At 61.2% G+C, this 25,328-nt stretch carries 31 protein-coding genes; 11 read left to right on the top strand and 20 right to left on the bottom strand.

From position 1 onward, the window contains the following. Window positions 1–6: 6 nt before the first annotated feature. Entirely contained in the window at window positions 7–477 is a 471-nt protein-coding gene (locus tag ABJO61_RS14600) for a tRNA (cytidine(34)-2'-O)-methyltransferase (RefSeq protein ID WP_348326584.1), read from the bottom strand. Between the two features lie 303 nt (window positions 478–780). Here ABJO61_RS14600 and petA point away from each other — a divergent pair, with 303 nt between their 5' ends. From petA to mtnA, 6 genes are all read left to right on the top strand, one after another. Beyond that, window positions 781–1,320, top strand: coding sequence for a ubiquinol-cytochrome c reductase iron-sulfur subunit (gene petA, locus ABJO61_RS14605; protein WP_348326586.1), 540 nt, complete (start codon window positions 781–783; stop codon window positions 1,318–1,320). Window positions 1,321–1,334: 14 nt separating this feature from the next. Further along, entirely contained in the window at window positions 1,335–2,612 is a 1,278-nt protein-coding gene (locus ABJO61_RS14610; protein WP_348326587.1) for a cytochrome b/b6, read from the top strand. Between the two features lie 26 nt (window positions 2,613–2,638). Beyond that, on the top strand, window positions 2,639–3,421 hold the full coding sequence (locus ABJO61_RS14615; protein WP_348326589.1) for a cytochrome c1: 783 nt from the start codon (window positions 2,639–2,641) through the stop codon (window positions 3,419–3,421). A gap of 108 nt (window positions 3,422–3,529) precedes the next feature. Then, a complete protein-coding gene (locus tag ABJO61_RS14620) occupies window positions 3,530–4,423 on the top strand; it encodes an S-methyl-5'-thioadenosine phosphorylase (RefSeq protein WP_348326590.1) in 894 nt (297 codons plus the stop codon). Between the two features lie 13 nt (window positions 4,424–4,436). After that, window positions 4,437–4,964 carry an adenine phosphoribosyltransferase gene (locus ABJO61_RS14625; RefSeq protein ID WP_348326592.1) on the top strand — a complete coding sequence of 176 codons (528 nt, stop codon included), beginning with the start codon at window positions 4,437–4,439 and terminating at the stop codon, window positions 4,962–4,964. A 24-nt stretch (window positions 4,965–4,988) separates the two neighbouring features. Then, complete coding sequence (gene mtnA, locus ABJO61_RS14630; RefSeq protein ID WP_348326593.1) at window positions 4,989–6,083, top strand: S-methyl-5-thioribose-1-phosphate isomerase; 1,095 nt, start codon at window positions 4,989–4,991, stop codon at window positions 6,081–6,083. A gap of 72 nt (window positions 6,084–6,155) precedes the next feature. On the opposite strand, the gene ABJO61_RS14635 is transcribed toward mtnA, so the two are convergent. From ABJO61_RS14635 to lgt, 15 genes are all read right to left on the bottom strand, one after another. After that, complete coding sequence (locus ABJO61_RS14635; protein ID WP_348326595.1) at window positions 6,156–6,650, bottom strand: glutathione peroxidase; 495 nt, start codon at window positions 6,648–6,650, stop codon at window positions 6,156–6,158. A gap of 49 nt (window positions 6,651–6,699) precedes the next feature. Further along, on the bottom strand, window positions 6,700–7,122 hold the full coding sequence (locus tag ABJO61_RS14640) for an organic hydroperoxide resistance protein (protein WP_348326597.1): 423 nt from the start codon (window positions 7,120–7,122) through the stop codon (window positions 6,700–6,702). Between the two features lie 196 nt (window positions 7,123–7,318). Continuing rightward, entirely contained in the window at window positions 7,319–7,765 is a 447-nt protein-coding gene (locus ABJO61_RS14645; protein ID WP_348326599.1) for a MarR family transcriptional regulator, read from the bottom strand. A gap of 360 nt (window positions 7,766–8,125) precedes the next feature. After that, window positions 8,126–8,908, bottom strand: coding sequence for a phytanoyl-CoA dioxygenase family protein (locus ABJO61_RS14650; RefSeq protein ID WP_348326601.1), 783 nt, complete (start codon window positions 8,906–8,908; stop codon window positions 8,126–8,128). A 15-nt stretch (window positions 8,909–8,923) separates the two neighbouring features. After that, window positions 8,924–9,601: a dienelactone hydrolase family protein gene (locus tag ABJO61_RS14655; protein ID WP_348326603.1), complete on the bottom strand. Its 678-nt coding sequence runs from the start codon at window positions 9,599–9,601 to the stop codon at window positions 8,924–8,926. 20 nt (window positions 9,602–9,621) lie between these two features. Continuing rightward, window positions 9,622–10,107 (bottom strand): MaoC family dehydratase, encoded by a 486-nt coding sequence (locus tag ABJO61_RS14660; protein ID WP_348326605.1) that lies wholly within the window; start codon window positions 10,105–10,107, stop codon window positions 9,622–9,624. A 3-nt stretch (window positions 10,108–10,110) separates the two neighbouring features. Beyond that, window positions 10,111–10,593 (bottom strand): MaoC family dehydratase, encoded by a 483-nt coding sequence (locus tag ABJO61_RS14665; protein WP_348326607.1) that lies wholly within the window; start codon window positions 10,591–10,593, stop codon window positions 10,111–10,113. Between the two features lie 236 nt (window positions 10,594–10,829). Next, complete coding sequence (gene ychF / locus ABJO61_RS14670; RefSeq protein ID WP_348326609.1) at window positions 10,830–11,939, bottom strand: redox-regulated ATPase YchF; 1,110 nt, start codon at window positions 11,937–11,939, stop codon at window positions 10,830–10,832. 21 nt (window positions 11,940–11,960) lie between these two features. Beyond that, window positions 11,961–12,563, bottom strand: coding sequence for an aminoacyl-tRNA hydrolase (pth, locus tag ABJO61_RS14675; RefSeq protein WP_348326611.1), 603 nt, complete (start codon window positions 12,561–12,563; stop codon window positions 11,961–11,963). A gap of 26 nt (window positions 12,564–12,589) precedes the next feature. After that, window positions 12,590–13,252 carry a 50S ribosomal protein L25/general stress protein Ctc gene (locus ABJO61_RS14680; RefSeq protein ID WP_348326613.1) on the bottom strand — a complete coding sequence of 221 codons (663 nt, stop codon included), beginning with the start codon at window positions 13,250–13,252 and terminating at the stop codon, window positions 12,590–12,592. A 151-nt stretch (window positions 13,253–13,403) separates the two neighbouring features. Continuing rightward, window positions 13,404–14,339, bottom strand: a complete 936-nt coding sequence (locus ABJO61_RS14685) for a ribose-phosphate pyrophosphokinase (RefSeq protein WP_348326615.1) — start codon at window positions 14,337–14,339, stop codon at window positions 13,404–13,406. A 183-nt stretch (window positions 14,340–14,522) separates the two neighbouring features. Beyond that, window positions 14,523–15,524, bottom strand: a complete 1,002-nt coding sequence (locus ABJO61_RS14690; protein WP_348326617.1) for a hypothetical protein — start codon at window positions 15,522–15,524, stop codon at window positions 14,523–14,525. 85 nt (window positions 15,525–15,609) lie between these two features. Then, complete coding sequence (pgeF, locus tag ABJO61_RS14695; protein WP_348326619.1) at window positions 15,610–16,377, bottom strand: peptidoglycan editing factor PgeF; 768 nt, start codon at window positions 16,375–16,377, stop codon at window positions 15,610–15,612. Window positions 16,378–16,388: 11 nt separating this feature from the next. After that, window positions 16,389–17,465: a class I SAM-dependent methyltransferase gene (locus ABJO61_RS14700; RefSeq protein WP_348326621.1), complete on the bottom strand. Its 1,077-nt coding sequence runs from the start codon at window positions 17,463–17,465 to the stop codon at window positions 16,389–16,391. Further along, window positions 17,462–18,292, bottom strand: a complete 831-nt coding sequence (gene lgt, locus ABJO61_RS14705; RefSeq protein WP_348326623.1) for a prolipoprotein diacylglyceryl transferase — start codon at window positions 18,290–18,292, stop codon at window positions 17,462–17,464. Before lgt ends, ABJO61_RS14700 begins: the two co-directional genes overlap by 4 nt. Window positions 18,293–18,460: 168 nt before the next feature. On the opposite strand from lgt, the gene ABJO61_RS14710 reads away from it, so the two are divergent. The 4 genes from ABJO61_RS14710 to ABJO61_RS14725 all read left to right on the top strand — a co-directional run bounded on the left by ABJO61_RS14710 (window position 18,461) and on the right by ABJO61_RS14725 (window position 21,035). Beyond that, window positions 18,461–18,808, top strand: coding sequence for an accessory factor UbiK family protein (locus tag ABJO61_RS14710; protein WP_348326625.1), 348 nt, complete (start codon window positions 18,461–18,463; stop codon window positions 18,806–18,808). Between the two features lie 183 nt (window positions 18,809–18,991). Next, window positions 18,992–19,495, top strand: coding sequence for a YbjN domain-containing protein (locus ABJO61_RS14715; protein ID WP_293333378.1), 504 nt, complete (start codon window positions 18,992–18,994; stop codon window positions 19,493–19,495). A gap of 46 nt (window positions 19,496–19,541) precedes the next feature. Further along, window positions 19,542–20,366, top strand: coding sequence for a pyrroline-5-carboxylate reductase (proC, locus tag ABJO61_RS14720; protein WP_348326628.1), 825 nt, complete (start codon window positions 19,542–19,544; stop codon window positions 20,364–20,366). A gap of 54 nt (window positions 20,367–20,420) precedes the next feature. Next, entirely contained in the window at window positions 20,421–21,035 is a 615-nt protein-coding gene (locus ABJO61_RS14725; RefSeq protein ID WP_348326630.1) for a helix-turn-helix domain-containing protein, read from the top strand. Window positions 21,036–21,041: 6 nt separating this feature from the next. Here ABJO61_RS14725 and ABJO61_RS14730 read toward each other — a convergent pair whose 3' ends face one another. The 4 genes from ABJO61_RS14730 to ABJO61_RS14745 form a co-directional block, all read right to left on the bottom strand. Next, entirely contained in the window at window positions 21,042–21,413 is a 372-nt protein-coding gene (locus ABJO61_RS14730; protein WP_348326632.1) for a nuclear transport factor 2 family protein, read from the bottom strand. 74 nt (window positions 21,414–21,487) lie between these two features. Beyond that, the gene (locus ABJO61_RS14735) at window positions 21,488–22,891 is read right to left on the bottom strand and encodes an ATP-binding protein (protein WP_348326634.1); all 1,404 of its coding nucleotides are present in this window, start codon (window positions 22,889–22,891) and stop codon (window positions 21,488–21,490) included. 7 nt (window positions 22,892–22,898) lie between these two features. Further along, window positions 22,899–23,633 (bottom strand): response regulator, encoded by a 735-nt coding sequence (locus ABJO61_RS14740; protein ID WP_348326636.1) that lies wholly within the window; start codon window positions 23,631–23,633, stop codon window positions 22,899–22,901. Window positions 23,634–23,652: 19 nt separating this feature from the next. Further along, a complete protein-coding gene (locus ABJO61_RS14745; RefSeq protein WP_348326638.1) occupies window positions 23,653–24,177 on the bottom strand; it encodes a MarR family transcriptional regulator in 525 nt (174 codons plus the stop codon). Between the two features lie 227 nt (window positions 24,178–24,404). On the opposite strand from ABJO61_RS14745, the gene ABJO61_RS14750 reads away from it, so the two are divergent. Then, window positions 24,405–25,307: a branched-chain amino acid aminotransferase gene (locus ABJO61_RS14750; protein ID WP_348326640.1), complete on the top strand. Its 903-nt coding sequence runs from the start codon at window positions 24,405–24,407 to the stop codon at window positions 25,305–25,307. Window positions 25,308–25,328: the final 21 nt, after the last annotated feature.

Consider the following 25,328-nt stretch of genomic DNA (forward strand, 5'->3'; position numbering starts at 1 on the left):
CCCTGTTTAGCCGCCGGAAGGGGGCGCCGGGAAGGTGTTTGTCTGACGCAGTGCCTCCGAAAGCACCATCGAGGCGGCCAGCGCCACATTGAGCGAGCGGGCGGGCGGCATCATGGGGATAGTCACGCGCGCATCCGCCGCCTCATGTACATGGCCGGGCACGCCCGCGCTTTCCCGCCCGACCAGCAGAATGTCGGAGGGGCGATAGGCGAAATCGAGAAAACGCGTTTGTGTTTTGGTCGTGAGCAGAACGATCCGGGTTTCGGGCAGCTTGCTTATTAAGAATGACTCCCAAGAAGCGTGACGTATCACCTCTCCAAGCCCGCCATAATCCATGGCTGCGCGCTTCAGGTCACGGTCGCCCCACGGAAAACCGCAGGGTTCGATGATATCGACGGGCACATCGAGACAGGCGCCGAGACGGATCAGTGTGCCGGCATTGGGCGGAATGTCCGGTTCATAGAGGGCAAGGCGCATGGAACGGGCTTTCAATCCGGGACAGGTGGCGCTGTCTCTGCCATGCCGTTCGCGAACGGAGGAGAGGTGCGGCGATGCGTCATCCTGCCACAGGGGTGGCAGGACTGGACAATGCGCGGATTGGATGCCACAAAACCACGCAACGCATGGGGCGAAAGCGGGGGATTCGTCGCTTTTAAAACCATGTTCCGGGTGTGTGCGACGCTACGCCGTGCTCTTCCGCGCTGGGGGAGCCCTGTCGAGGGGAGCCGCTTTCCCGAGCGGCACGTGGCGTTCGATCTATTCAACGAGGAGACCTGAACCGTGGCAGAAATCCACGCGGACGAGCCGACACGGCGCGATTTCCTGTATGTGGCAACGGGCGCGCTCGCCGCTGTCGGCGTTGCTTCCGCCGTTTGGCCGCTGATCGACCAGATGAACCCGGACGCTTCCGTCCTGGCGCTCGCTTCGATCGAAGTCGACATTTCCAACATTCCGGTTGGCCAGGAGACCACCTTCAAGTGGCGCGGCAAGCCGGTCTTCGTGCGTCATCGCTCGGAAGAAGAGATTGCGGAAGCTGACAGCGTTGATGTCGCTTCGCTTCCCGATCCGCAGACCGACGACGAGCGCCTCATGACGGGGCCGGGTGGCGAACTCGAAAAGCAGTGGCTCGTCGTCATCGGCATCTGCACCCATCTCGGTTGCGTGCCGCTTTCCTACAAGGGCGAGTATGACGGCTACTTCTGCCCGTGCCACGGCTCGGTCTACGACACGTCCGGCCGTATTCGTAAAGGTCCGGCGCCGACCAATCTCGAAGTGCCGCCCTACGAGTTCGTTTCCGACACCAAGATCAAGATCGGCTGAGGGGGCGCCAGACAATGAGCGGTGAAAGCACCTACACACCCGCAAACGGCTTCTCGCGCTGGCTCGATGCCCGCCTGCCGGTCCTGCGGCTCGTCAATGACAGCTTCGTCGATTACCCGACGCCGAAGAACCTGAACTATTGGTGGACCTTCGGCGCCATCCTGTCGCTCTGCCTCGCGGTGCAGATCGTCACCGGCATCGTGCTCGCCATGCATTATGTGCCGACGACGGAACTTGCCTTCGCGAGCGTCGAGCACATCATGCGCGACGTGAATTACGGCTGGCTCATCCGCTACGTTCATGCGAACGGCGCGTCGATGTTCTTCATCGCCGTCTATATCCACATGTTCCGCGGCCTTTACTACGGCTCCTACAAGGCGCCGCGCGAAGTGCTGTGGATTCTCGGCGTGCTCATCTATCTCCTGATGATGGCGACGGCCTTCTTCGGCTACGTGCTTCCCTGGGGCCAGATGAGCTTCTGGGGTGCCACCGTTATCACCAACCTGTTCGGTGCGATCCCGGTTGTCGGCGAAGCGCTGCGCACATGGCTCTGGGGCGGTTTCTCCGTCGGCGACCCGACGCTCAACCGCTTCTTCTCGCTGCATTACCTCTTCCCCTTCCTCATCGCCGGCGTTGTGATTCTTCACATCTGGGCGCTGCATGTGACGGGGCAGGGCAATCCGGCGGGCATCGAGGTCAAGGATCCGAAGAAGGACACGGTTCCCTTCACGCCTTATGCGACGATCAAGGACGGCTTCGGCATGGTGCTGTTCCTCGTCCTGTTCGCCTATTTCGTCTTCTACAACCCGAACGGGCTCGGCGAGCCGGACAATTACGAGATCGCCAACCCGCTCAAGACGCCCGCGCATATCGTGCCGGAATGGTATCTCTTGCCCTTCTACGCGATCCTCCGTGCGGTGCCGGACAAGCTTGGCGGCGTCATCTTGATGTTCGGTGCCATCGCGATCCTCTTCGTGCTGCCATGGCTCGACACGTCCAAGGTTCGCTCGGCCCGGTTCCGTCCGCTCTACAAGCAGTTCTTCTGGATTTTCGTCGTGGTCTGCCTCGGCCTTGGCTATTGCGGTGGCCAGACGCCGGACAAGATCCTGATCCATGTGGGCGATGGCGGTTTCGATATCACGGACCTCTCGCGCATCCTGACCATCTACTATTTTGCGCACTTCATCGTTCTCCTGCCCGTTCTAGGGCTGGTGGAGAAACCGAAGCCGCTTCCCGCCAGCATCGCCGACTCGGTGCTGCCCGCGAAGGCGCAGGATCAGGCCGCGAGCTGAGGGGGAACGGGAAAATGAAAACAGCAATGAAAAGCATTTCTCGCGCCGTCTCGCTGGCCGCTATTGCCGCGATCGGTTTCTCCCTCTTCTCCGGTGTGCCCGCGAAGGCCGCCGAGGGCGAGGTTGCACCGATCGACCTGCAATGGTCGTTCGAAGGCGTCTTCGGAACCTATGACCGCGACGCGCTGCGCCGTGGCTACAAGGTCTACAAGGAAGTCTGTGCGGTCTGCCATTCGATGGAGTTCGTGCATTTCCGCAATCTCGGCGAGCCGGGCGGACCGGAATTCTCCGAAGGCCAGGTGAAGGCGCTTGCCTCGGAGATCACGGTCGAAGACGGGCCGGATGCCGCTGGCGACATGTTCGAGCGGCCGGGCGAAGGCAAGGATCCGTTCCCCTCGCCCTATCCGAACCCGGAAGCCGCGGCCGCCTCGCTCGGCGCTGTGCCGCCGGACCTTTCGCTCCTCGCCAAGTCGCGGGCAGGCGGTGTGGATTATCTCTATTCCGTTCTTGTCGGCTATGAGGAAGCGCCGGAGGATTTCGAACTCACGACCGGCTATTACAACAAGTACTTCTCCGGCCACATGATCGCCATGCCGCCGCCGCTGTCGGACGGTCAGGTCGATTATGAGGACGGCACGCCCAACACGGTCGAGCAGATGTCGCGCGACGTCACCCACTTCATGATGTGGGCCGCCGAGCCGAAGCTCGAACAGCGTCACCGCATGGGCTTCCAGGTGCTTATCTATCTCGTGCTCCTGAGCGGCATCCTCTATTTCGCGATGCGCAAGGTCTGGGCCGACCAGCACTGATTGACGCGAAAATGTGACGATCAAAGGGGCCCTTGCGGGCCCCTTTTTTCATGGCGCCGTCGCCGTGGTTTGTTAATGTCGCGCGGATTTCTGCAAGAAGGGTAAGGCATGACCAAAACGGTTCTTGGCGTCATCGGCGGCAGCGGCGTCTACGAGTTTCCCGGCCTTAGGAACGAGCGCTGGGAACGGGTGGAAAGCCCCTGGGGCGAACCCTCCGACGATCTTCACTTCGGCGAGCTGCCCCTTGGCGATGGCAAATCCGTCGAAATGGTCTTCCTGCCGCGCCACGGCCGCGGCCATCCGCATTCGCCGACCACCATCAACTACCGCGCCAATATCGACGCGATGAAGCGGGCCGGCGTTACCGACATCATCTCGGTCTCCGCCGTCGGTTCCCTCAAGGAGGAGCTGCCGCCCGGTTCCTTCGTCATTGTCGACCAGTTCATCGACCGCACGTTTTCGCGCGAGAAGAGTTTCTTTGGCGAGGGCTTCGTCGCCCATGTCTCGATGGCGCATCCCGTCTGCCCGCGCCTCGGCGACCATATGGAAGCCGCCTGCAAGGCAAACACGATCCATTATGCGCGCGGCGGCACCTATCTCGTCATGGAGGGCCCTCAATTCTCGACGCTGGCCGAGAGCAATCTCTATCGCTCCTGGGGCTGCTCGGTCATCGGCATGACCAATATGCCCGAGGCGAAGCTCGCCCGCGAGGCGGAGATCTGCTACGCGACCGTGGCGATGGTGACCGATTACGATTGCTGGCACCCTACCCATGCCCATGTGGAGGTCGCCGATGTCGTGCGCGTGCTGGAAGAGAACGCAGGCAATGCGCGCGCGCTCATCCGCTCCGTCGCGGAGAGCTTCGGGCCGGAGCGCGAGCCCTCGCCGCAGGGCTTCGACCGTGTGCTCGACACCGCTCTCATTACCGCGCCCGCAAAGCGCGCCCCTGAACTCGTGCGAAAGCTCGATGCCGTCGCCGGCCGCGTGCTTCACGCTTCCTGACCCCGAGGACCACATGGACATCAAGACTTTCATCCGTACCATCCCGGATTATCCGAAGGCCGGCATTCTCTTCCGCGATATCACGACCCTGCTTTCCGACCCGGAAGGTTTTCGCGGCGCGGTCGATGCGCTGGTCGCGCTTCATTCGGGCGCGACCTTCAGCGCCGTCGCCGGCATCGAGGCGCGCGGCTTCATTCTGGGCGGTGCCGTCGCCCATCAGCTCGGGCTCGGCTTCATCCCCGTCCGCAAGAAGGGCAAGCTGCCCTATGACGTGATCGGGCAGGAGTACGACCTCGAATACGGCACCGACACGGTCGAAATTCACAGCGACGCCGTGAAGGATGGCGACCGGATTCTCCTGATCGACGATCTCATCGCCACGGGCGGCACGGCGGAAGCCGCCGTGAAGCTCATCGGTCGCGCGGGCGGCAATGTCACCGCGTCGAGCTTCGTCATCGAGCTGCCGGAACTTGGCGGCCGCCAGCGTCTCGAAGACCTCGACATCGAGGTGCTTTCGCTCTGCTCCTTCGAAGGGCACTGACAGTCAACCTGTCGAGGAGGCGACATGAAAATCGACGGCACGCATTACCGCACCATCTGGGTCGCGAATGATGGCTGGTCGGTCGAAATCATCGACCAGACGAAGCTGCCGCATGAATTTGCCATCGCCTCCCTGCGCAGCGCGGAGGACGCGGCGCGCGCGATCAAGGACATGCTGGTGCGCGGTGCGCCGCTCATTGGCGCCACCGCCGCCTACGGGCTTTGCATGGCGCTGCGCGAGGATGCGTCGGATGAAAATCTCGACCGCACCTATGACATGCTGCTCGCAACGCGGCCGACCGCGGTCAATCTCAAATGGTCGCTCGATGCGATGCGCGAGGCCGTTCGCGGGGCGGGCGGCAATGCGCGCGTCGAGGCGGCCTATGCTGAAGCCGCGCGGCTCTGCGACGAGGATGTCGAGACCTGCCGGAAGATCGGCGAGAACGGTTTGCGCATCATCCGGGGCATTGCCGAGGCGAAGCCGGCCGAGACCGTCAACATCCTCACCCATTGCAATGCGGGCTGGCTCGCCTGCGTCGATTGGGGAACCGCGCTCGCGCCCATCTACATGGCGCATGATGCAGGGCTCTCCGTCCATGTCTGGGTGGACGAGACGCGGCCGCGCAATCAGGGCGCATCGCTCACCGCCTTCGAGCTGGGCCGGCATGGCGTGCCGCACACCATCGTGCCGGACAATGCGGGCGGCCACCTGATGCAGCATGGCCGCGTCGACATGTGCATCGTCGGCACCGACCGCACGACCTCTACAGGCGATGTCGCGAACAAGATCGGCACCTATTTGAAGGCGCTCGCCGCGGATGCCAACGGCGTTCCCTTTTATGTCGCGCTCCCGCACACGACAATCGACTGGACGTTGAAAGACGGCGTGAAGGAAATCGAGATTGAGCAGCGCTCCCCCCGCGAAGTCACGCATATGACAGGCCGCACGGAGGAGGGCGACATCGTTACTGTCGAGATTTCCGCGCCCGGCAGCGACGCCGCGAATTACGGTTTCGACGTCACGCCATCGCGCTACGTCACCGGCCTCATTACCGAACGCGGCGTCTGTCCGGCAAGCCGCGAAGGGCTGCTCTCGCTTTATCCGGAGAGGCGGGGGTAGGCGCCCTCTTTCTTTCCACCCTCGCTTAAGGGGAGGGCGGCAGGAAACCTGGAAGCCGGGGAGCTGGGGAGCCTACTCCCCCAACGCCTTCTTCAGCGCGCGTTCCACCTTCGCAGAGCCCGGCGTTGTCGTGCTGGCGAACCAGTCGACGAGTTTCCCGTCGCGGCCGATCACATATTTGTAGAAGTTCCAGCGAGGCTTCGAGAGGATGCCGCCTTGGCTTCCAAGCCACTGGAAGAGGGGATGTGCTTCACGTCCCTTCACATGTACCTTTTCCGTCAGCGGAAAATCGACGCCGAAATTGATCTCGCAGAAATTCTCGATCTCGGCGGCGTTGCCCGGCTCCTGATTGGAAAAGTCGTTGGACGGCACGCCCAGCACGACGAGGCCTTCGTCCCGGTGCTTCTTCCAGAGCGCTTCCAGCTCCTTGTATTGAGGCGTGAAGCCGCATTTCGAAGCCGTATTGACGATGAGGAGCGGCCGCCCCGCAAAGTCGGCGAGCGACAGGGGCTCTCCCTTGAGGCTGGTGAAAGTGAAGTCGTAGGCGGTCTTCTTTTCATCGCTCATGGAATCGCTCCTGCCGTTCAGTGCTGTTCTGTTGCCGATCTTGCCGTCTTCAGACGATGTTGAGGGTCACGTTCACGTTACCCCGCGTCGCGTTCGAATAGGGGCACACTTCATGCGCCTCCGCGACGAGAGCTTCGGCTTCCGCCTTGTCGAGCCCGGGCAGCGAGACCTCGAGCGCCACGTCGAGCGCGAAGCCCTTGCCCTTCGGGTTCTGGCCGATGCCGACATGGGCGGTCACGGCGCTCTCCGCCGGGACCTTCACTTTCTTCTGCCCGGCGACGAATTTCAGCGCCGAGTGGAAGCAGGCGGAATAACCCGCCGCGAAAAGCTGTTCGGGATTGGTGCCGTCGCCGCCCGCGCCGCCAAATTCCTTCACCGTGTCGAGTTTCACCGAGAGGCGGCCATCGTCCGATTTCGCTTCGCCCGTCCGGCCGCCGGAGGAGGCCGCATGTGCCGTATAGAGGATGTTCATTTCTCTGCTCCCTTGAGGGGTGATGGGAATGTCCGTTGCGACAATCATATAGGGAGCAATTAGATTGTGTGCAATATAAATTCGGACACGGTTTCGTGAAGGGGTCGATCTACTGACATCCCCAACCGTCATTGCGAGGAGAACCGAAGGTGCGACGAAGCAATCCAGGGGCGGCAAATACCGTGCTTGCGGCCCCTCAGGCCGCCAGCGCGCCGCGCAATTTCTTCAATGTTTTCCGCAGGTTGACAATTTCGTCGAGGCTCATGCCGGAGGCGGTCATGATCTTTTTCGGGATGCCCGCCGCCCGGCGCTTCAGCGCCTTGCCCTCCGGCGTAACGCGCACCAGCACCTGCCGCTCGTCCTTCTCGTTGCGCTCGCGCTTCACGAGCCCGGCTTTTTCCAGCCGCTTCAGCAATGGCGTCAGCGTGCCGGAATCGAGATAGAGCCTCTGCCCAAGCCGGCTCACCGTCACCCCGTCTTCCTCCCATAGCGCCAGCATGACGAGATATTGCGGATAGGTGAGGCCGATCTCGCCGAGCAGCGGCTTGTAGAGCTTGGTCATCAGCAGCGACGATGAATAGAGCGCGAAGCAGAGCTGGTTATCGAGGCCGAGCGGGTCTTCGGGTTTCAGAGACTTTGTCATGGCGGCTTCCGTTCAAGGTTGTCCACCATATGGGCGCAATTCCCGATGACGCAATGGGATTGTGCGATGAAGAAGTGCTGCTTCCTCTTTCCACCCTCCCCCTGTGGGAGGGTCAAACGGCCGAAGGCTGTTTGGGGAGGGGTAGGGGAGGCAGTCGTGAATGCTGCAGTCCAATTTGTCACTGCAACCCCTCCCCAAAATCCGCTACGCAAATTTTGACCCTCCCACAGGGGGAGGGTGGAGAGAAGAACGACGAGGGCGGGAACAGGAAGAATTGCCACAAATAGAAATGTCATCCCGGGGTGACGAGAGTTTGTGCTTTCCCCAAACTGTCATGGTCCGATTTGTTCGGGCCGCCCCTCACTCCCTCCCCAATCCCAGCCGGATCGCCCGCTCGACAGGCGAATAATCGCCATCTGCCCGGTCGAGCGAGAGTGGCACCTTCGGGTAGACCGGCGGCTGGGCAATGAAGCGGGGTTCCGTTCCGTGGTGCGGCTGTGCCGCATGCACGAGGAAGGGGTGACAGAGATAGACGGTGCCCGCTTCGCCCGTCGCGAGGTGCACCGGCCTGTCGCGGCTTTCGGCGAAATCGTTCGCCGCGAGTTCCCGCAGCGTAATGCCTCGTTCGCCTGCGGGTTCGAGGCGCCGCGCGATGTCGAGATGAGAGCCCGCGCGGATGCGCGTCGGTGCGTTCTTCTCGTCCACGTCGGAGAGCAGGAAGAGGGCGAGCAGCGCGCGGCCCTTCGAGTTCACGTTCGCGCGGTAGCCGAGAAAGTCGCCCGGGTCGTCGCCGTCGCTCGCGAAGCTCACATCGATATGCCATCCCGCATCGCCCGGATCGGCGGACGAGGGGAAGCGGACGGGGAAGGTGCCAAGCCCCATGAGCGGTGCCCAGCGTCCCGGTCCGATGAGCGCATCGAAAGCCGCATGCAGCGCGGGCGTGTTCGACGCCGCAACGAAGGGCGGTTCAGCATGACCCCCCAGCCGCACAACAGGTTGGGTCCATGTCGTCCGGTCCTCCGGATCGCGTCCCATCTCACGCCAGAGAATTTCACGCATCTCTCCGGCGAGTTCGTAGGGGAAGGCGCCTTCGATACGCAGATAGCCGTCACGAACAAAGCTGTCGATGTCGCTTTTCTCCATTCCGCGTCGTCGCCCTCACGCTCCCTCGAAAAGCGCCAGCGTCCGCTTCAGCGCCAGTTCCGCTGCGGCCTTGTCGTAATTGTTGCGGCGGTCGGAATTGAAGCCGTGGTCCGCGTCATAGACATAGACCTTCACTTCCGGATGCGCCTTCTCGATCTCGCGCACATCCTCCATCGGGATGCTGTGATCCTTCTCGCCGAAATGGCAGATGGTCGGGCATTTCGGGCTCTCATCGATGAACTGCTTGATCGCGCCGCCGTAATAGCAAGACGCTGCGTCGAGCCCCTTCGCGCGGCAGGCCGCCACCCAGCTCACCGAGCCGCCATAGCAATAGCCCGTGATGAAGACCTTCTTCGCGCCGTCCGCGTGCAGCTTGTCGATGCACATCTGCACGTCGAGCACCGTGTTCTCGTAGGAATTGTCGGCGCGCAGCTTCAGCGATTCCTGAATGTCTTCCTGGGAGTAGGTCGCCTGGAAGTCCTTCACCTGCCGGTCATAGAGCTGCGGCGAGAGTACGTCATAGCCGCGTGCGGCATAGTCGTCGCAGAGATCCTTGATATGTGCGGTGACGCCGAAGATCTCCATGATGAGGACGAGGCCACCTTTGCTCTCGCCTTCCGCTTTCGCGTGGTAGCAGAGGATGTCGGCGCCGTCGCCGCTCTTCAGCGTGATGTCCTTGCCCTTGCGTGCCATCCCGTTCCTCCCTGTTTTCGTTACGCGCCTTTTGGAGCGCGCCTTTCGATCAAGCCCTGTCCGATGAAGCTCATCACGGTTTCGCCGTGCTGGTTCACGCCGATATTGAGGCTCCTTACGATGCCCCATCCGGGCCGCGAGCGCATATCGAGTTTTTCGATTACTTCCGAAGAATAGCTGATCGTGTCGCCCGCGCGCACCGGGTTTGGCCATTTCATCTCAAGGAAGCCGGGAGAGGGGCCGCCCGCCGGGGGCGTGCGGCCGTTTTCGTCGGCGGGTTCCGGCGTCGCTCGCCGCGACGCGATCATGAGCTTCATCCATGTCGCGGAGGTGTGCCAGCCGCTCGCGGTCAGTGTGCCGAAGGGTCCGTGTTTTGCGGCCTCGGCATCGACATGGAAATATTGCGGGTCGTATTTCTTCGCGAAGGCGATGATTTCATCGGCCTCGAAAGTGTGGTTACCCAGTTCCGTGCGGCTGCCGATCTCTATGTCTTCGAACCAGGGCATGTATCAGTCCTCCTCGACCGGGGCGCCGGGGTGGCGCCTGCCATACATCGCCCAGCCGTCCGAGGTCAGCACGACCTCGTCCTTCTGGTTCAGCATTTCGATGTGGAATCTGGTGAGGCCCATCTCCGGGCGGCTCTTCGAGGGGCGGCGCTCCGTGCAGGTTCTCCGCAGGCGGAGCGTATCGTTCACATAGACCGGCTTGCGCCATCTCACTTCGTCGACGCCCGGCGCGCCCAGCGATGCGCTTTCGAGGATGTAGCCGTCGCACATCATGCGCATCATCATCGCGCAGGAATGCCAGCCGCTCGCGCAGAGCCCGCCGAGGATCGACTGCTTCGCCGCTTCCTCGTCCAGATGGAAGGGCTGCGGGTCGAACTCGCTCGCGAATTCGAGGATTTCTTCCCTGGTGACGTGCTTTTCCCCGAATTCGACGGTTTCGCCGACGGGGAAATCTTCCCAATGGAATTTCGGCTCTCTCGTACCCATTCGTCCTCCCGTACGCATGGCCCGAAACCGGGGATTATTTATTTCGCGACTCGTGGCCGGTCATTTGGTCCGCCCCTCGAAACCGGGGACTAATTCTTCTCAGTTTCCCGCCGCCGTCATTTGTGACGTTATCGTGACGTTTTGATGACAGTCGGGCCGGTTTATCCCCGCTTCGCGGTTCGGGAGAAACTTGTCCCCGCCCCGTGAGAGGCGTAGCGAGATGCCGTTTCGTCTTCTCAATTCGCGAAGCGGAAATGCATCACATCGCCGTCATGAACCACATATTCCTTGCCCTCGAGACGCATCTTGCCCGCGTCCTTTGCACCTTGTTCGCCGCCAAGATTTACATAGTCGTCATAGGCAATCGTCTCTGCACGGATGAAACCTTTTTCAAAATCCGTGTGGATGACGCCTGCGGCGGCAGGTGCGCGTGTGCCGCGTGTGATGGTCCATGCGCGCGTCTCCTTCGGTCCCACCGTGAAATAGGTGATGAGATCGAGCAGCGTGTAGCCGACGCGGATCAGACGCGACAGGCCGGGTTCTTCGAGGCCCAGCGTTTCGAGATATTCGGCGCGATCGTCTTCAGGGAGCTGCGCTACCTCTTCCTCGATGCGCGCGGAGATCACGACCCATTGCGCGCCTTCGGCTGTCGCGCGGGTTTCAACTGCCTTCGAATATTCATTGCCCGTCGCGGCGGAGGCTTCTTCCACGTTGCAGACATAGAGAACGGGCTTCGAGGTGAGGAGGTTCAGTCCCTCCCACGCCTTCATGTCATCGTCGGAAATCTTGCCGTCAGCCGTTGCAATACGGGCGGGCTTTCCTTCGCGCAAATAGACGAGCGCGATGTTCATCAGTTCGATCTGCTGCTTGGCTTCCTTGTCGCCGCCCTTCGCCTTCTTCTCTTGTGCGACGAGGCGCTTCTCAAGGCTTTCGAGATCGGCAAGCATCAGCTCCGTCTCGACGATCTCGGCGTCGGCCAGAGGGTCGATGCGGTTTTCGACATGGGTGATGTCGTCATCGACGAAGCAGCGCAGCACATAGGCAACCGCGTCGACTTCGCGAATATTCGCGAGGAACTGGTTGCCGAGGCCTTCGCCCTTCGATGCGCCTTTCACGAGGCCTGCAATATCGACGAAGGTAAGCCGGGTCGGAATGATTTCCTTGCTGCCTGCCGTCGCCGCAAGCTTGTCGAGGCGCGGGTCCGGCACTGCCACCTCGCCGACATTCGGCTCGATGGTGCAGAAGGGATAGTTCGCGGCCTGCGCGCTCGCTGTCTGCGTCAGCGCATTGAAAAGAGTGGACTTGCCGACATTGGGCAATCCGACGATGCCGCATTTGAATCCCATGACCTCGGTCTCTCCGTTCTACTATTTGTCTTCTGTCTTCGGCTTCTTCGCGGGCTCGGGATTGAGCGCGAGATGCACCTTGTTCGCGAATGTCGCATCCTTGCCTTCGGCGAGAAGGGGGGCCGCATCCGCCATTGCGTCGAGCATGGGCTCTACCCATGCAGCGTCCGCCTTGGAGAAATCGCCAAGCACGTAACCGAGCACGCGATCCTTCGCGCCCGGGTGGCCGATCCCGATCCGTATACGGCGGAAGTCGGGTCCGATATGCGAGGCGATGGAGCGGATGCCGTTATGGCCTGCCGCGCCGCCGCCGGTCTTTATACGAATCTTGCCGGGATCGAGGTCGAGTTCGTCATAGAAGACGACGACGTCCGCCGGGGTCAGCTTGTAGAAGCGCATCGCCTCGCCGACGGCGCGCCCGCTTTCGTTCATGTAGGTCGTGGGCTTCAGCACGATCGCCTTCTCGCCGTCGAACATGCCTTCGGAGACGATGCCCTGAAAGCGCGCGCGTGGCGGCGAAAAGGAATGGCGGCGAACGATTGCGTCCGCCGCCATGAATCCGACATTGTGCCTGTTCCGTTCGTATTTCGCGCCCGGATTTCCAAGACCGACGAGCAAGATCATCGCCGCCTCCTTTCAGGCAACGAAGATCAGTCTTCCTTTTCGGAAGAGCCTTCTTCGCTCGCTTCCTCGGAAGCGCCCTCGGCCTTGTCTTCCGCCTTGGCTTCATTGTCGGCGGAAACGACGGCGGCAGGCGCGGCGATGGTCGCGATGGTGAAGTCGCGATCCGTGATCGTCGGCGTCACCTTGCCGGGCAGCGTCACGGCGGAGATGTGGATCGAGTCGCCCATCTCGTAGCCCTTGAGGTCGATGTCGATCTGTTCGGGGATCGCATCGGCGGGGCAGGAGAGTTCGACTTCGTGACGCACGATGTTGAGCACGCCGCCGCCCTTGATGCCGGGCGAGGCTTCGTGATTGTGGAAGTGCACAGGCACGTTCACCACGATGGTTGCGTTCTTGCCGAGACGCAGGAAATCGACATGGATGATGAAGTCGCGCACCGGCTCGAACTGAACGTCACGAGGAATGACGCGTTCCTTCTTGCCGCCGATCTCGACATCGAGCACATGGCTCATGAAGGTACCGGTCTGGTACAGCGCGTTGATTTCCTTGTAGCTCACATGAATGAGCTCGGGGGTCTTCTTCTCGCCATAGATAACGGCGGGGACGCGGCCTTCGCGGCGGAGCGAACGGACAGCCCCCTTGCTGCCTTTTTCGCGTGCCTCGGCTGCGAGCGTATGTGTCTCGGCCATAGCAAATTCTCCAATGAAAACGGGGCCTTGAAGGCCCGCGCAAATGGCCCGCAAGTCTCCTCCAGGGGTGTGGAAGTGCGGGATTGCGCGCCTTATAGCGCCAAGTCCTTGAAAACTCAACCGGCGAGGGCCGTGGAGGAGGGAGGTGTCCTCAGTCGAACAGGCTCGAAACCGAGCGCTCCTCGGCGGTCCGGCGCATGGCCTCGCCGATCAGCGGGGCGATGGAAACCACCCGGATATTGTGGCTGACGCGGACCGCCTCGGTTGCCTGGATCGAATCCGTGATGACGAGTTCTTTCAGCTGCGAGGCCGAAACACGGGCGACGGCGCCGCCCGAGAGCACGCCATGCGTCACATAGGCGGAGACTTCCGTCGCACCGGCCTTGAGCAGTGCTTCTGCGGCGTTGCACAGCGTGCCCGCGCTGTCGACGATGTCGTCGACTAGGATGCAGGATCGGCCGCTTACGTCGCCGATGATGTTCATGACCTCGGATTCACCCGCCCGTTCGCGGCGCTTGTCGACGATGGCGAGGTCGGCGCCGATGCGTTTTGCAATGGCGCGGGCGCGCACCACGCCGCCGACGTCCGGCGAGACGACCATGACGCCGTTGCTTGTTTTGTAGTGCTGCTCGATATCGCGGGTCAGTACGGGGGCGGCGAAGAGGTTGTCGGTCGGAATATCGAAGAAGCCCTGGATCTGGCCGGCATGAAGATCAAGTGTGAGAACGCGGTCCGCCCCGGCCGTCACCACCAGATTGGCGACGAGCTTCGCCGAGATAGGGGTGCGGGCGCCGGGTTTACGATCCTGTCGCGCATAGCCGAAATAGGGGATCACCGCCGTGATGCGCCGCGCGGAAGCGCGTCTCAGCGCATCTATGATGATGAGCGTCTCCATCAGGTGGTCATTGGCGGGGTAGGAGGTCGACTGGATAACGAAGACGTCCTCGCCGCGGACGTTTTCCTGAATTTCAACGAAGACTTCCATGTCGGCGAAGCGGCGCACGACTGATTTTGTGAGGGGCAGGTTCAGATAGGCTGCGATGGCTTCGGCAAGAGCCCTGTTGGAATTGCCCGATACGAGTTTCATTCCGTGACCCCTGCCATCACACTTGAGACCCGCCGTAGGGCGAGCGCCCATGCCCCTATTTGAAATCGCCGCGCGGACATGACGGTCCGGTGACGGCGCGTGCGGGTTTTAACAAGGGGTCCACCCCCTGTAAACACGCAAACCACGCTTTGGAAATTGCCTGTTTTTCGGGCTCCGCGGCGTTCATGAGTTCGATGCCACGGGGAAGGGCGGCCCTTGAAGCACGCCCATCACGCCTTCGGCCGCGGCGTCGGCGGCGGCTTTGGCCACATCTTCCCACCGGCTTGCGATCTTTGCAGCATCGAGAGCATTGCGCTGCTCCACCTCGCCAAGAAGGGCGCCGTCGGCGGTTTTGACAATCCAGCGGATCGAGACATCGGTCAGTCCGTCATTGCGTGAGGCGGTAACAATGCTGCCATCGATCCGGTAGGGACCACCGGTGATCCATGTCGCGGTCTGCATCCGCCGATCGAGCGCTCTCTCAAGCGCGTGGGACAAGGATGTGGCGCCGTCGCCGGGTGCAGGGCCGACCACCACATTAAAACGAGGTTCAGGCTTTTTGAGCGGCGCCGCTAAGGCGATGCTGCCGGTCGCGACGGGATCGGTGCCGGGGTTTTCCGCCATCGTCTGGCCCGCGGCGAAGGTGCCTGCATACCAGGCAGCGATCTTGCCGGCTGTTGTGGCGGCCAAACGCCTTAGATCGTCGTTTCCAACGGAGTCCCATGCGTTACCGGCTTTGCCGCGCTCGGGCAGGAGCGTGTCGCTGACCACGCGTTCAAGGCGCAAGCCTTTCGTATTGGTGATATCCACAACCGCGACGATATATGTACCGTCCTCGCGCTCGCCGGCCGCCATGGCGCCGGTCGCGTCGAAAGCGGAGGCTCCCTCGCTTACGCTAGCGGGCAGAGTCGTCCGCAGCGCTTCCTCTTTCAGCATTGCCGAAAAGAGATTGGCTTTCGTCGGCGGTACGCCGCTCAATGCCGATATCGCGACTTTCGGGCCTGTTGCCGCTGCCGCCTGCTGCCCTTCCGTTGAAGGGGGCGTGTCGCGGGATGTCGCCTTGTCCGATGCGGCATCGTCGACGCAGGCCGCAACTGCGAGAATAGCGATCGCCGCGCCGACCCGCAGCCGCCGTACGCTCGCCTGTTTCCAGTTGCCGCTGGCTCCGTCGCTTGCCGCCTGCACTTGCCGGTCCGTCCCGCTCCCGTCGCCCCGTGGCGCATCATTCGGGCGGAGTTTAACGTGATTCGGGAGAATATCGGCTGCGCTGTCAGTCCCTGAGCATCAAGGCTGAAATCTGGCGGCCATAATCCTTTTCCTTGCGATGCGTTGTGCGGCGGTAGGAAAAGAAACGCTTCTGTTCCCGATATGTGCAACGGCCAACCACGGCAATTGTCCCAATATCGGCCGCTTCAAGCCGCGCTTCGGCATAGCCGGGCAGGTCGAACATGAAATGACCGTGGTTTTCGGAAGCAGCGAACCACCTCGCGTTCGTGTCATCCGCATCGAGAAAGCGGTTGCGGAATTCGGCGCCCACTTCGTAGGCATCTTTCGAGATGCAAGGGCCGATGGCTGCAACGATTCGATTGCGTTCGGCGCCGAGACCGATCATTGCCTCGATGGTTGCTTCGAGGACGCCGCCTATGGCGCCTTTCCAGCCTGCGTGCGCGGCGCCGATCACATGCGCGTTGTTGTCGGCAAAGAGGACCGGTGCGCAGTCGGCGGTAAGGATGCCGAGCGCGACGCCTGCCTTTGCCGTCACCATTGCGTCGGCTTGTGGCGCCTCTTCCGGCTCCCAGGGATGGGTAACCGTTACCACCTCTGGACTATGCACTTGATAAACCGTCAGCAGTTTTTCCGGTTCGACGCTCAGCTTGCCCGCCACGCGCGTACGGTTCTCGCGTACACATTCCTTGTCGTCGTTCGAGCCGTAGCCGCAATTCAGCGATGTATAGATGCCCTTCGATACACCGCCTTCGCGCGTGAAAAAGCCATGACGCACATGGGAAAGAACCTCGAAAGGCTTCGCCTTCAACATGACAACTTCCTTCAAGCGAAACCGGCGGGCAGCATACTGCCGCGCGGGGTGATCCCCAGCACCTTGAAAAGGCTGCCCATCTCGCCGGGTGCGGTCAACCTCTGCGCTGCTTTCGCTATATCCGCTCTTTGCGAAAGGGTCGCATTACGCGTGAGGGCTTCCTTTCGCCCCTCGATGCCGAGCGCTGTCAGGAACGCCCCCTGTTCAACCGGGCCATGCGCCTCTGCCCCGCCTGTCTCAACTGCGCGGGACAGCATCTCAAAATCGACATGGGTTGTAATGTCGGCAGTGCCGGGTGCGTCGAAGGGATCGGCATATGCGTGGTTTTTCATTGCCTGGAGGGTGTCGCCCGGCGCACTTCGCGGGTGGCCGTAGTCGATGAAGAGAGCCGCGCCTCGCCTCGATGCGATGCGGGATGCGATTTCTTCGGCGATTGCTGTGCTTGCAGGCGAGATTTCCGCGATCTCACCTTCGGCTGCGTTTTTCATCGGCGCCGGAAGCAGGGCGTCACTTGCGAGAGGTACAGGCGCGAGCACGGGTATGAAGCGTTTTCCCTCAAGGCCGACATAGCGTTCACACCAGCCACGCTCCGTGCGCTGGTATTGCGTCACGGGAAGGGCATCGAAAAACTCGTTGGCGACCAGAAAAAGCGGTAATTGCGGCAGCGTATCGATCCGTTCATGCCAAGTGGCGTGGGGAACGCGGGCTTTCTGTTCGTCGCGCAAGGAGGGGCTCGTTTCAACGAAGTGAACCTCTGCCGCATCGGTCATGCCCGGTACGCTGCGGATTGCCCGCAAAAGGTCGGACATCAGCGTTCCCCGGCCGGGGCCGAGTTCGGCAAGCGCAAAAGGTTTCGGTGTTCCTTGCTGCAGCCATTGCTCCGCAAGCCACAGGCCGATGAGTTCACCGAACATCTGGCTGATTTCCGGCGCGGTGATGAAGTCGCCTTTCGCACCGAGCGGATCGCGCGTCATGTAGTAGCCATGGTCGGGATGGCCGAGGGCCAGTGCCATGTAGTGGGAAAGCGGGATCGGCCCCGTCTCCTCGATCAGCCGGGCGATATGATGTGTGAGGGCAGTGGCCGTCATTTCCGCTTTGCTGCGGTGGCAGGCTTGCTCGACCGCGTGACAAAATGCCAGGCGAGCGACGCGCCGATAAGCGCCATCGGGATGGACAACAACATGCCCATAGTGAACCAGCCGCCAAACAGGTATCCGATTTGCTGATCGGGCTCTCGGAAGAACTCAACCGCGGTACGAGCAAGGCCGTAACCGCAAATGAAGACGCCCATTACCACGCCCGGCCTTTTCAGTGCTTCGAAGCGGTGCGTCGTGAGACGCAATACTACAAAGAGAAGAACGCCTTCGAGTGCCGCTTCGTAAAGCTGGCTTGGGTGGCGGGGCAGCGGCCCGCCATTCGGAAAGACGATGCCCCAGGGCGCATCCGTTACGCGGCCCCAGAGTTCCGAATTGATGAAGTTGGCGATGCGGCCGAAGAAGATGCCGATAGGGACGGCTGCGCTGACGAGATCGAGAAGCGGCAGAAATGAAATGCCGCGCGCGCGTGCGAAGAGCATCATCGCCACGAGGACGCCGAAGGCCCCCCCGTGGAAGCTCATGCCGCCTTGCCAAACATAGAATATCTCGACCGGATGCGCTGCGAAATAGGCGGGATTGTAGATCAGCACATAGCCAATACGCCCCCCGACAATAACGCCGAGCGCCGCCCAGAGCAGCATGTCGTCGGCATCTGTGCGGGTGACAGGTGCGGGCCCGTTCCAGAGTCGCGGGGTTTCCGCGAGCGCAATAATGTAACGCCAGCCGAGAACAAGCCCGGCAATATAGGCGAGTGCGTACCAGCGGATCGCAAAGGGACCAATCTCGATCAGTATGGGGTCGATGTCAGGAAAGGGCATGGGGCTCCAGTTTGAAGCTTGGGGCATGCAGTTGCCCGCCGATGGGCGCCAGTTTCGCTCCCGCGCGATCCATGTCAAGGAAAGCGGCGCTCCGCCGCAGGTTGCGGGATTCGCTTTTCGCGAGCGAAGCGTTATCTTCTTCTCTCGAAGCCGCAAGCGGAGTTTCAGATGACCCAGACCCAGAACCGTATCTTCGACGAGCTTGGCCGTCTTTTCACCAATGCTGCCGGCGCAGCTCAGGGTGTGCGCCAGGAAGTAGAGACGGTGCTGCGTGGTCAGGCGGAGCGGCTTATCGCCGACATGGACCTTGTGACGCGCGAAGAGTTCGAGGCTGTCCGTGCCATGGCACAGCTGGCGCGCGAGGAAAACGAGACACTCAAGGCGCGGATCGAGGTGTTGGAGGCTGCGGTTTCCAAGCCTGCACCGAAGGCACGGAAGAACGCCAAGAAGGTTGACGATTCTGGCGAAGATCCGACGGCTCCCGGCCCCGAAGGCGATACCTCGCCACTCGGCTGAGTACGCAGGCTTTCCACAGATTCCGTGCCGTTATCCACGACCGTTTCATCAGGGAGGGTTGCGCCGACTCAATGCATCGGGCACCGTTGCCTAGTGTTTCAGGGATGGGCTGCCCACCATATATAGACCGGCGGACGTGTCCGGGGCTGGTCACCGGGAAGGGTAGCCCGAGCGGGGTAACGAATGTCAGGCTCTGTCGCCGAGGCCGAAGAATTCGACGGCAATCCCCTCGATCTGCTCGAACAAGTCGCGCAGGTTCGTGACTGGTTCTTTGAACGGAGCCATGAGGACGAACTGAATATCTGTGTCGTCGGGGAATGGCGCGACTACCAGCTTTCACTCAACTGGCGGAATGATATTTCCGGGCTTCATGTTGCCTGCACGCTCGATCTGCGGGTGCCGCCGGAGAAGCGTCCAGTGGTCCGCCATCTCCTGACGCTCATCAACGAACAGCTCTGGTCCGGCCATTTCGATATCTGGTCCGACGATGGCGTCGTGCTCTATCGCAACAGCCTGTTGCTTTGCGGCGGAGCGGCAGCAACACCCGAGCAATGCGAGGCGCTGCTGCGGCTCGCCGTGGAGGCTTGCGAGCGGTATTATCCCGCGCTGCAATTCGTCATGTGGGCGGGCAAGTCGGCCGAAGAGGCAATTACCGCCGCCATGTTCGAGACGCAGGGGCGCGCCTGAACAGGCGCGCTATTCCACACGGTTTCTGCAAGCGACGGTTTCAGACATGACATTTTCATTCGAACGTCCGCTCGTTCTGGTAGGTGCGGGCAAGATGGGCGGTGCGCTGCTCGACGGCTGGTTGGCGAAAGGTCTTTTGCCTTCGTTGGTTGCGGTACGCGATCCGGTCCCCTCAACCGACATCGAGAGGCTCGCTTCAAAAGGCTTGTCACTCAACCCACCTATGGCGGAGATCGCCGCGAAGCGCCCGGCACTGGTTCTGCTTGCCGTGAAGCCGCAGACCATGACTTCTGTGCTGCCGGAGCTTGCGCCGCTTGTCTCACCCGAGACTGTTTTTCTTTCAATAGCAGCGGGTATGGGGCTGCACCGCCTTCAGGAACTGCTGGGTGCCGAGGTGCATGCCGTTCGCTCGATGCCGAATACGCCCGCGGCCATCGGGCGCGGGATCACAGTCGCCTGCGCCAATACGCGTGTGACGCCGGAACAGAAGGTGCTCGCCGACAATCTTCTTGCTGCCGTGGGTGAAGTCGGCTGGGTTGAAAACGAGGCGCTGATCGATGCGGTCACAGCCATATCGGGTAGCGGCCCGGCCTATGTTTTCTACATGGTGGAATGTCTGGCTGCTGCGGGCGAGGCGTTGGGCCTTGATGCCGATCTTGCCATGAAGCTTGCGCGGGAGACGGTGAGCGGTTCGGGAGAGATGCTGCACCGGATGGAAGAATCTGCTTCCGAACTCCGGATCAATGTCACCTCTCCGGGGGGGACAACGGCGGCTGCGCTCGATGTTCTTATGGGTGAGGGGGGCCTTTCGCCACTGATGCGCAGGACCGCGCTTGCCGCGCGGGACCGGGCGCGCGAGCTCGGCAAGTAGGAGCCTCGCCAGAAACGGCATGACTGCCTATGCTGTGTGGGGAGGAGGCGCAAAATGGCAAAGAAGCTCGACCCCGAAGAGAAAATCGTCAAAGCCGCGCTCAGACTTGCCGCGTCACGCGGCTGGACGGTACTTTCGCTCGCCGATATCGCGAAAACGGCGAAGGTGAGCCTGTCAGATCTTTCAAAGAGCTTTTCTTCCAAGGCTGGCATTCTCAACGCCTATGGGCGACGGATCGATGAACGGGTGCTGCAAGAGGTGTCGGCGGAAGACGTTTCTGGCGAGACCGCGCAGGACCGGCTCTTCGATGTGCTGATGATGCGGTTCGATGCTTTGTCGGACGACAGAGAGGCGCTCAAGCGTATCTCCGCCGATATCAGGCGCGACCCTCTGGCGGCCGTGCCGCTCGCCCGGCCTCTCCTTCAGTCGATGGGCTGGATGCTGGAGGCAGCAGGGATCGATTCTTCGGGCATCGCGGGCGCCATGCGTGTTCGCGGTCTGGCCTTCATATGGGGTGCGGCGTTCCGTGTCTGGCTTGAGGATGACGCGGATCAATCAAAGACGATGGCCGAACTCGACCGGAGGTTGCGCGATGGTTCGGCGTTGCTGGACCGTCTCTCCCGCCTCCGCCCGGGCGGCCGTCAAGCTCGTCCGAAAGAAGCGGCGTGACTGCTTTCAGAAATGGAAGACCCGGCAAGCAGTGATTTTGTCGCCCTGCCATTCGAGTATCTCCACGACCCGCGTTTGTTCTCTCTCGTTGCCATCTAGGACGCGCCAGTATTCGACTGCAGCGGATCCGCCCGCGGTCTCCTCGTTTGCAATGACGTTGGTTATGTCCGCCCGGAAGCTTCCAATCTGTTTTGCAACCGCTGTTGCGTAAGCGCGAATTTCCGCCGGGCCAGTCAACATCCCGTCAGGGCGGTTCATGCGCTTCACGACGGCACCGCTCATATGTGTTGCGCCGGAGGCATAGAGCACAGCTACCCGATCGGGATCGAGGCTCTGCCATGCAGCCTGCCAGGCCGCGACCATTGAGGGTAGATCCATCGCCGTTCCTCCCTGCCGATTTGGAGAGGAGCCTAATGCAGCGCAGCCATAAAGGTCAATATTGCTGACCTAAATTAAACGGGCAGATGGATGATGGCCCTAAGGCCGCCCATAGGACTCCGAGAAAGGGTGATGTCGCCGCCATGCCCGCGCGCAATATCGCGCGCAATGGCGAGGCCGAGGCCAGTGCCGCCCTTGTCGAGGTTGCGGGCAGCGTCGAGCCGGTAGAAAGGCCGGAAAACCTCCTCGAGTTGCTCCTCTGCGATGCCTTCGCCGTCGTCGTCCACGAGGATATCGATGCTGCCGCCGCCACCGTCCGTTTCCGCATCCCGGATGGCTGTGACCCAGACATGTTCTGCATACTTTCCGGCGTTGTCGATGATGTTCGTCAGGCAGCGTTTGAAGGCGTTACGGCGGAGCGGCAAGGTCAGGTCGCCATGGAATTCAAGACGGACATCGTGCCCCTTGCGATGACTATCGTCGCGTACTTCCTCGATCAATTCGCCGAGATCCGTCTCCTCCGATGCTTCGCCCTGATGGCCGCGTGCGAATTCGAGATAGTCGTCGAGCATACGTTCCATCTCGGCGACGTCTTCGCGAAGCTCAATGAGTTCCGGGCTGTCGCCGAGCATGGCAAGCTGCAGCTTGAAGCGCGTCAGCGGGGTGCGCAGATCATGGCTGACACCTGCCAGCATGGCGGTGCGCTGCTCGATCTGGCGTTCAATTCGCGCGCGCATTTCCATGAAGGCCTGGGCGGCGCGTCTCACTTCCGATGCGCCTTGAGGCCTGTAGTTCGCGACATCGCGGCCCATACCGAAGGATTCGGCTGCCTCTGCCAGTCTTTCGATGGGGCGTATCTGGTTTCTCAGGAAAAGAAGCGCAACGATGAGCAGCACAACCGAAGTGCTGAACATCCAGACAAGGAAGATATGCGAGTTGGACGCATAGACATGCGACGCGGGGGTCAGCACACGCATTACCCCTCCGTCATAGGCGATACGGATGTCGACATATTCGGTGTAGTTCGCAGTGTTGATCCAGTAGGGGCGGGTGACACGTCTGCGCAGTTCGTCGTTCAGCGAATCCGCGAGCAAGCCTGAAGTCGAGGAAGGCGTTTCAGGAAGTTGCTCGTCATCGAGGAATGCGACAGGCAGACCAAGATCATGCCCGGCTCGGGCTGAAATGCGTGTTGCACGTTCCGGTGTGGGGTTTTCCTGATAGTCGCTCAGTAGCAGGGCAATTTCGGCTACTGTTTTTGCGGAAAGCCGTTCGGTGACGAGTTGCCAGTGCCGTTCCAGAAAGACGTAGGTGACAACGAACTGGAGCAGCACCATCGGTGCGACGATGATGATCAGTGAGCGCCAGTAAAGTCCGCGCGGCATTGCTCTTTTGAGCAGCAGGAACGGATGTACGCGCAAATGGCTTTCCTCGCGCGGAGGTGGAGCGCCTGCGTGTTCGCCGGTACTTGCTTCGGTCATTGCGGGGTCAATCCGGCATGAGTGCGTAGCCTTCACCGCGCACAGTTTGCAGATAGAGCGGATTCTTCGGGTCTGCTTCCAGTTTTCGGCGCAGACGGTTGATCTGGACGTCGATAGAGCGCTCGGCCGCTTCATTATCGCAAAGATCCAGACGTGAAAGAGGCTTTCCGGGGTTTGCTGCGAAGATGCGCATCAGCTGCACTTCGCGTGTGGTTAGCCGGATCTGGCGGTCGCCGTCCCAGAGTTCGCCGCGTGTGACGTTGAAACGGCAGGGGCCTAGTGAAAGTTCGTCATGTTTGCGCATACCCGGCGCCTGTGTGCGGCGAAGGATGGTGCCGATCCGAAGCAGAAGTTCGCGCGGCTCGAAGGGTTTTGCGAGGTAGTCGTCCACGCCACGTTCCAGGCCGTCAATGCGGTCGCTCGCTTCGCCGCGCGCTGTCAGCATGAGGATGGGAACATTGGACGTGCGGCGAAGATCGCGCGTGAGATCGAGACCGCTCTCGCCGGGCATCATTACGTCGAGGACGAGAAGGTCGAAAGACATGCCTTGAAGCCGCGCCCGTGCTTCTGCTGCATGTTCAGCAGTGGTTATGCGATAGCCGCTGTCGGAGAGATAGCGCTTCAGAAGCTCACGGATACGCCTGTCATCGTCGACGATCAGGATATGTGGCGCGTCATCGGCGGGCGCGATCCTCGCGCCCTCCTGGCGGTTTATCCCTGTCGCGTCATCGGCGTGTGCCATGCGTTCTCCGCCGCCCATGTCAGCGCTGCCCAGCCGCGGCCCTGGCGATACGGTGTTCCACTTCGGCCCGGTCTTCATCGTTTACAAGCTGGAGCATAATCGTTCGCCATACGTCTTCTGCGCCGGGTCCGGCCTTTGCGAGCGCGGCTGCAACGCGGTCACGCTGCGGTGCCGCCAAGCGTTCCTCAAGCTCGCGGCCGGATGCCGTGAGATATAGAAGCCGTTGCCGCCGGTCCTGTTTTCCCGTTTCCTGCTCGACAAAGCCACGCTCAATCAATTGCTTCAATACGCGGGCGAGGCTCTGCTTTGTGATCCTCAAGATGTTAAGGAGTTCCGCCACTGTGATGCCGGGATTGCGTCCCACGAAATGGACCACGCGATGATGAGCGCGGCCAAAATCGTACTGAGCGAGAATTTCGTCGGGGTCGCTAATGAAGTCCCGATAGGCGAAGAACAACAATTCTATCGCCTCTGTCAGGCGGTCCGCCCCTGTTAAGGGGCGGGAAAGTGCCGCTTTTCCGAGCGGTTTCACAGGTGCTACCATTTTATGTCAGCCATGTTGACATATTTTCCGCTAAATGCTACCTCTTGCAGACTGCATGAGACAGAATGGGCGTCCAAGACGGGCAGGTCGAATCTGCCAACCAATATAAGGATGTTCGCCCGAGAAAGCTGTCTCCGGCAAATTCTCCCGTGAAAGGGGCCCGTGAACTCCGGCGTGCCGCATGGCCTTGTCCGGAAGCTTCGGAAATACACCAGGAAATCAGGGTCATGGCAGACATTCCCTTCGACAAACGCGACGGCTTCATCTGGTTCAATGGAGAGCTTCTTCCCTGGGCGGATGCCAAGGTGCATGTGCTCACGCACGGGCTGCATTATGCAAGCTGCGTATTCGAAGGGTGCCGGATGTATGGCGGCGAAATTTTCAAGCTGCGCGAGCATTCGGAACGCCTGATCAAGTCAGCCGACATTCTCGGCTTCAAGATTCCCTATAGCGTCGAAGAGATCGACGAAGCGTGCATCGCAGCCGTGCGGGCGCAGAAGCTGACCGACGGTTATCTTCGTCCGGTGGCGTGGCGCGGCAGCGAGATGATGGGTGTCAGTGCGCAGAAGAACAAGATCAACTTCGCTGTTGCTGCGTGGGAATGGCCTTCCTACTTCGATCCCGAGCAGCGCAAGACCGGTATTCGTCTCGACATCGCGCAGTACAAGCGTCCGTCGCCTGAAACCGCGCCATCGATGGCAAAGGCGGCAGGCCTTTACATGATCTGCACGATCTCGAAGCATGCGGCAGAGAACAAAGGGTACGCCGACGCGCTGATGTACGACTATCGCGGCTACGTCGCGGAAGCTACGGGCGCAAACATCTTTTTCATCAAGGATGGCGTCATTCATACGCCGACACCCGATTGTTTCCTCGACGGCATCACACGCCAGACCGTGATCGGACTTGCGAAGGCGCGCGGCTATGAAGTGATCGAACGGCACATCAAGCCGGAAGAGCTTTCCGATTTTTCGGAATGCTTCATTACAGGTACTGCTGCGGAAGTGACGCCGGTTGGCGAGATCGGGCCGCACAAATTCACGCCGGGCGAGATTTCGCACAATCTGCATGAAGATTATATCGCCGCGGTTCATGCGCATCAGACACGCGCCAAGGCTGTGAACGGCTAGGTTTTTCGCCAGGGCGAGAGC

Source organism: Parvibaculum sp., assembly GCF_039973015.1.
GTDB lineage: Bacteria > Pseudomonadota > Alphaproteobacteria > Parvibaculales > Parvibaculaceae > Parvibaculum.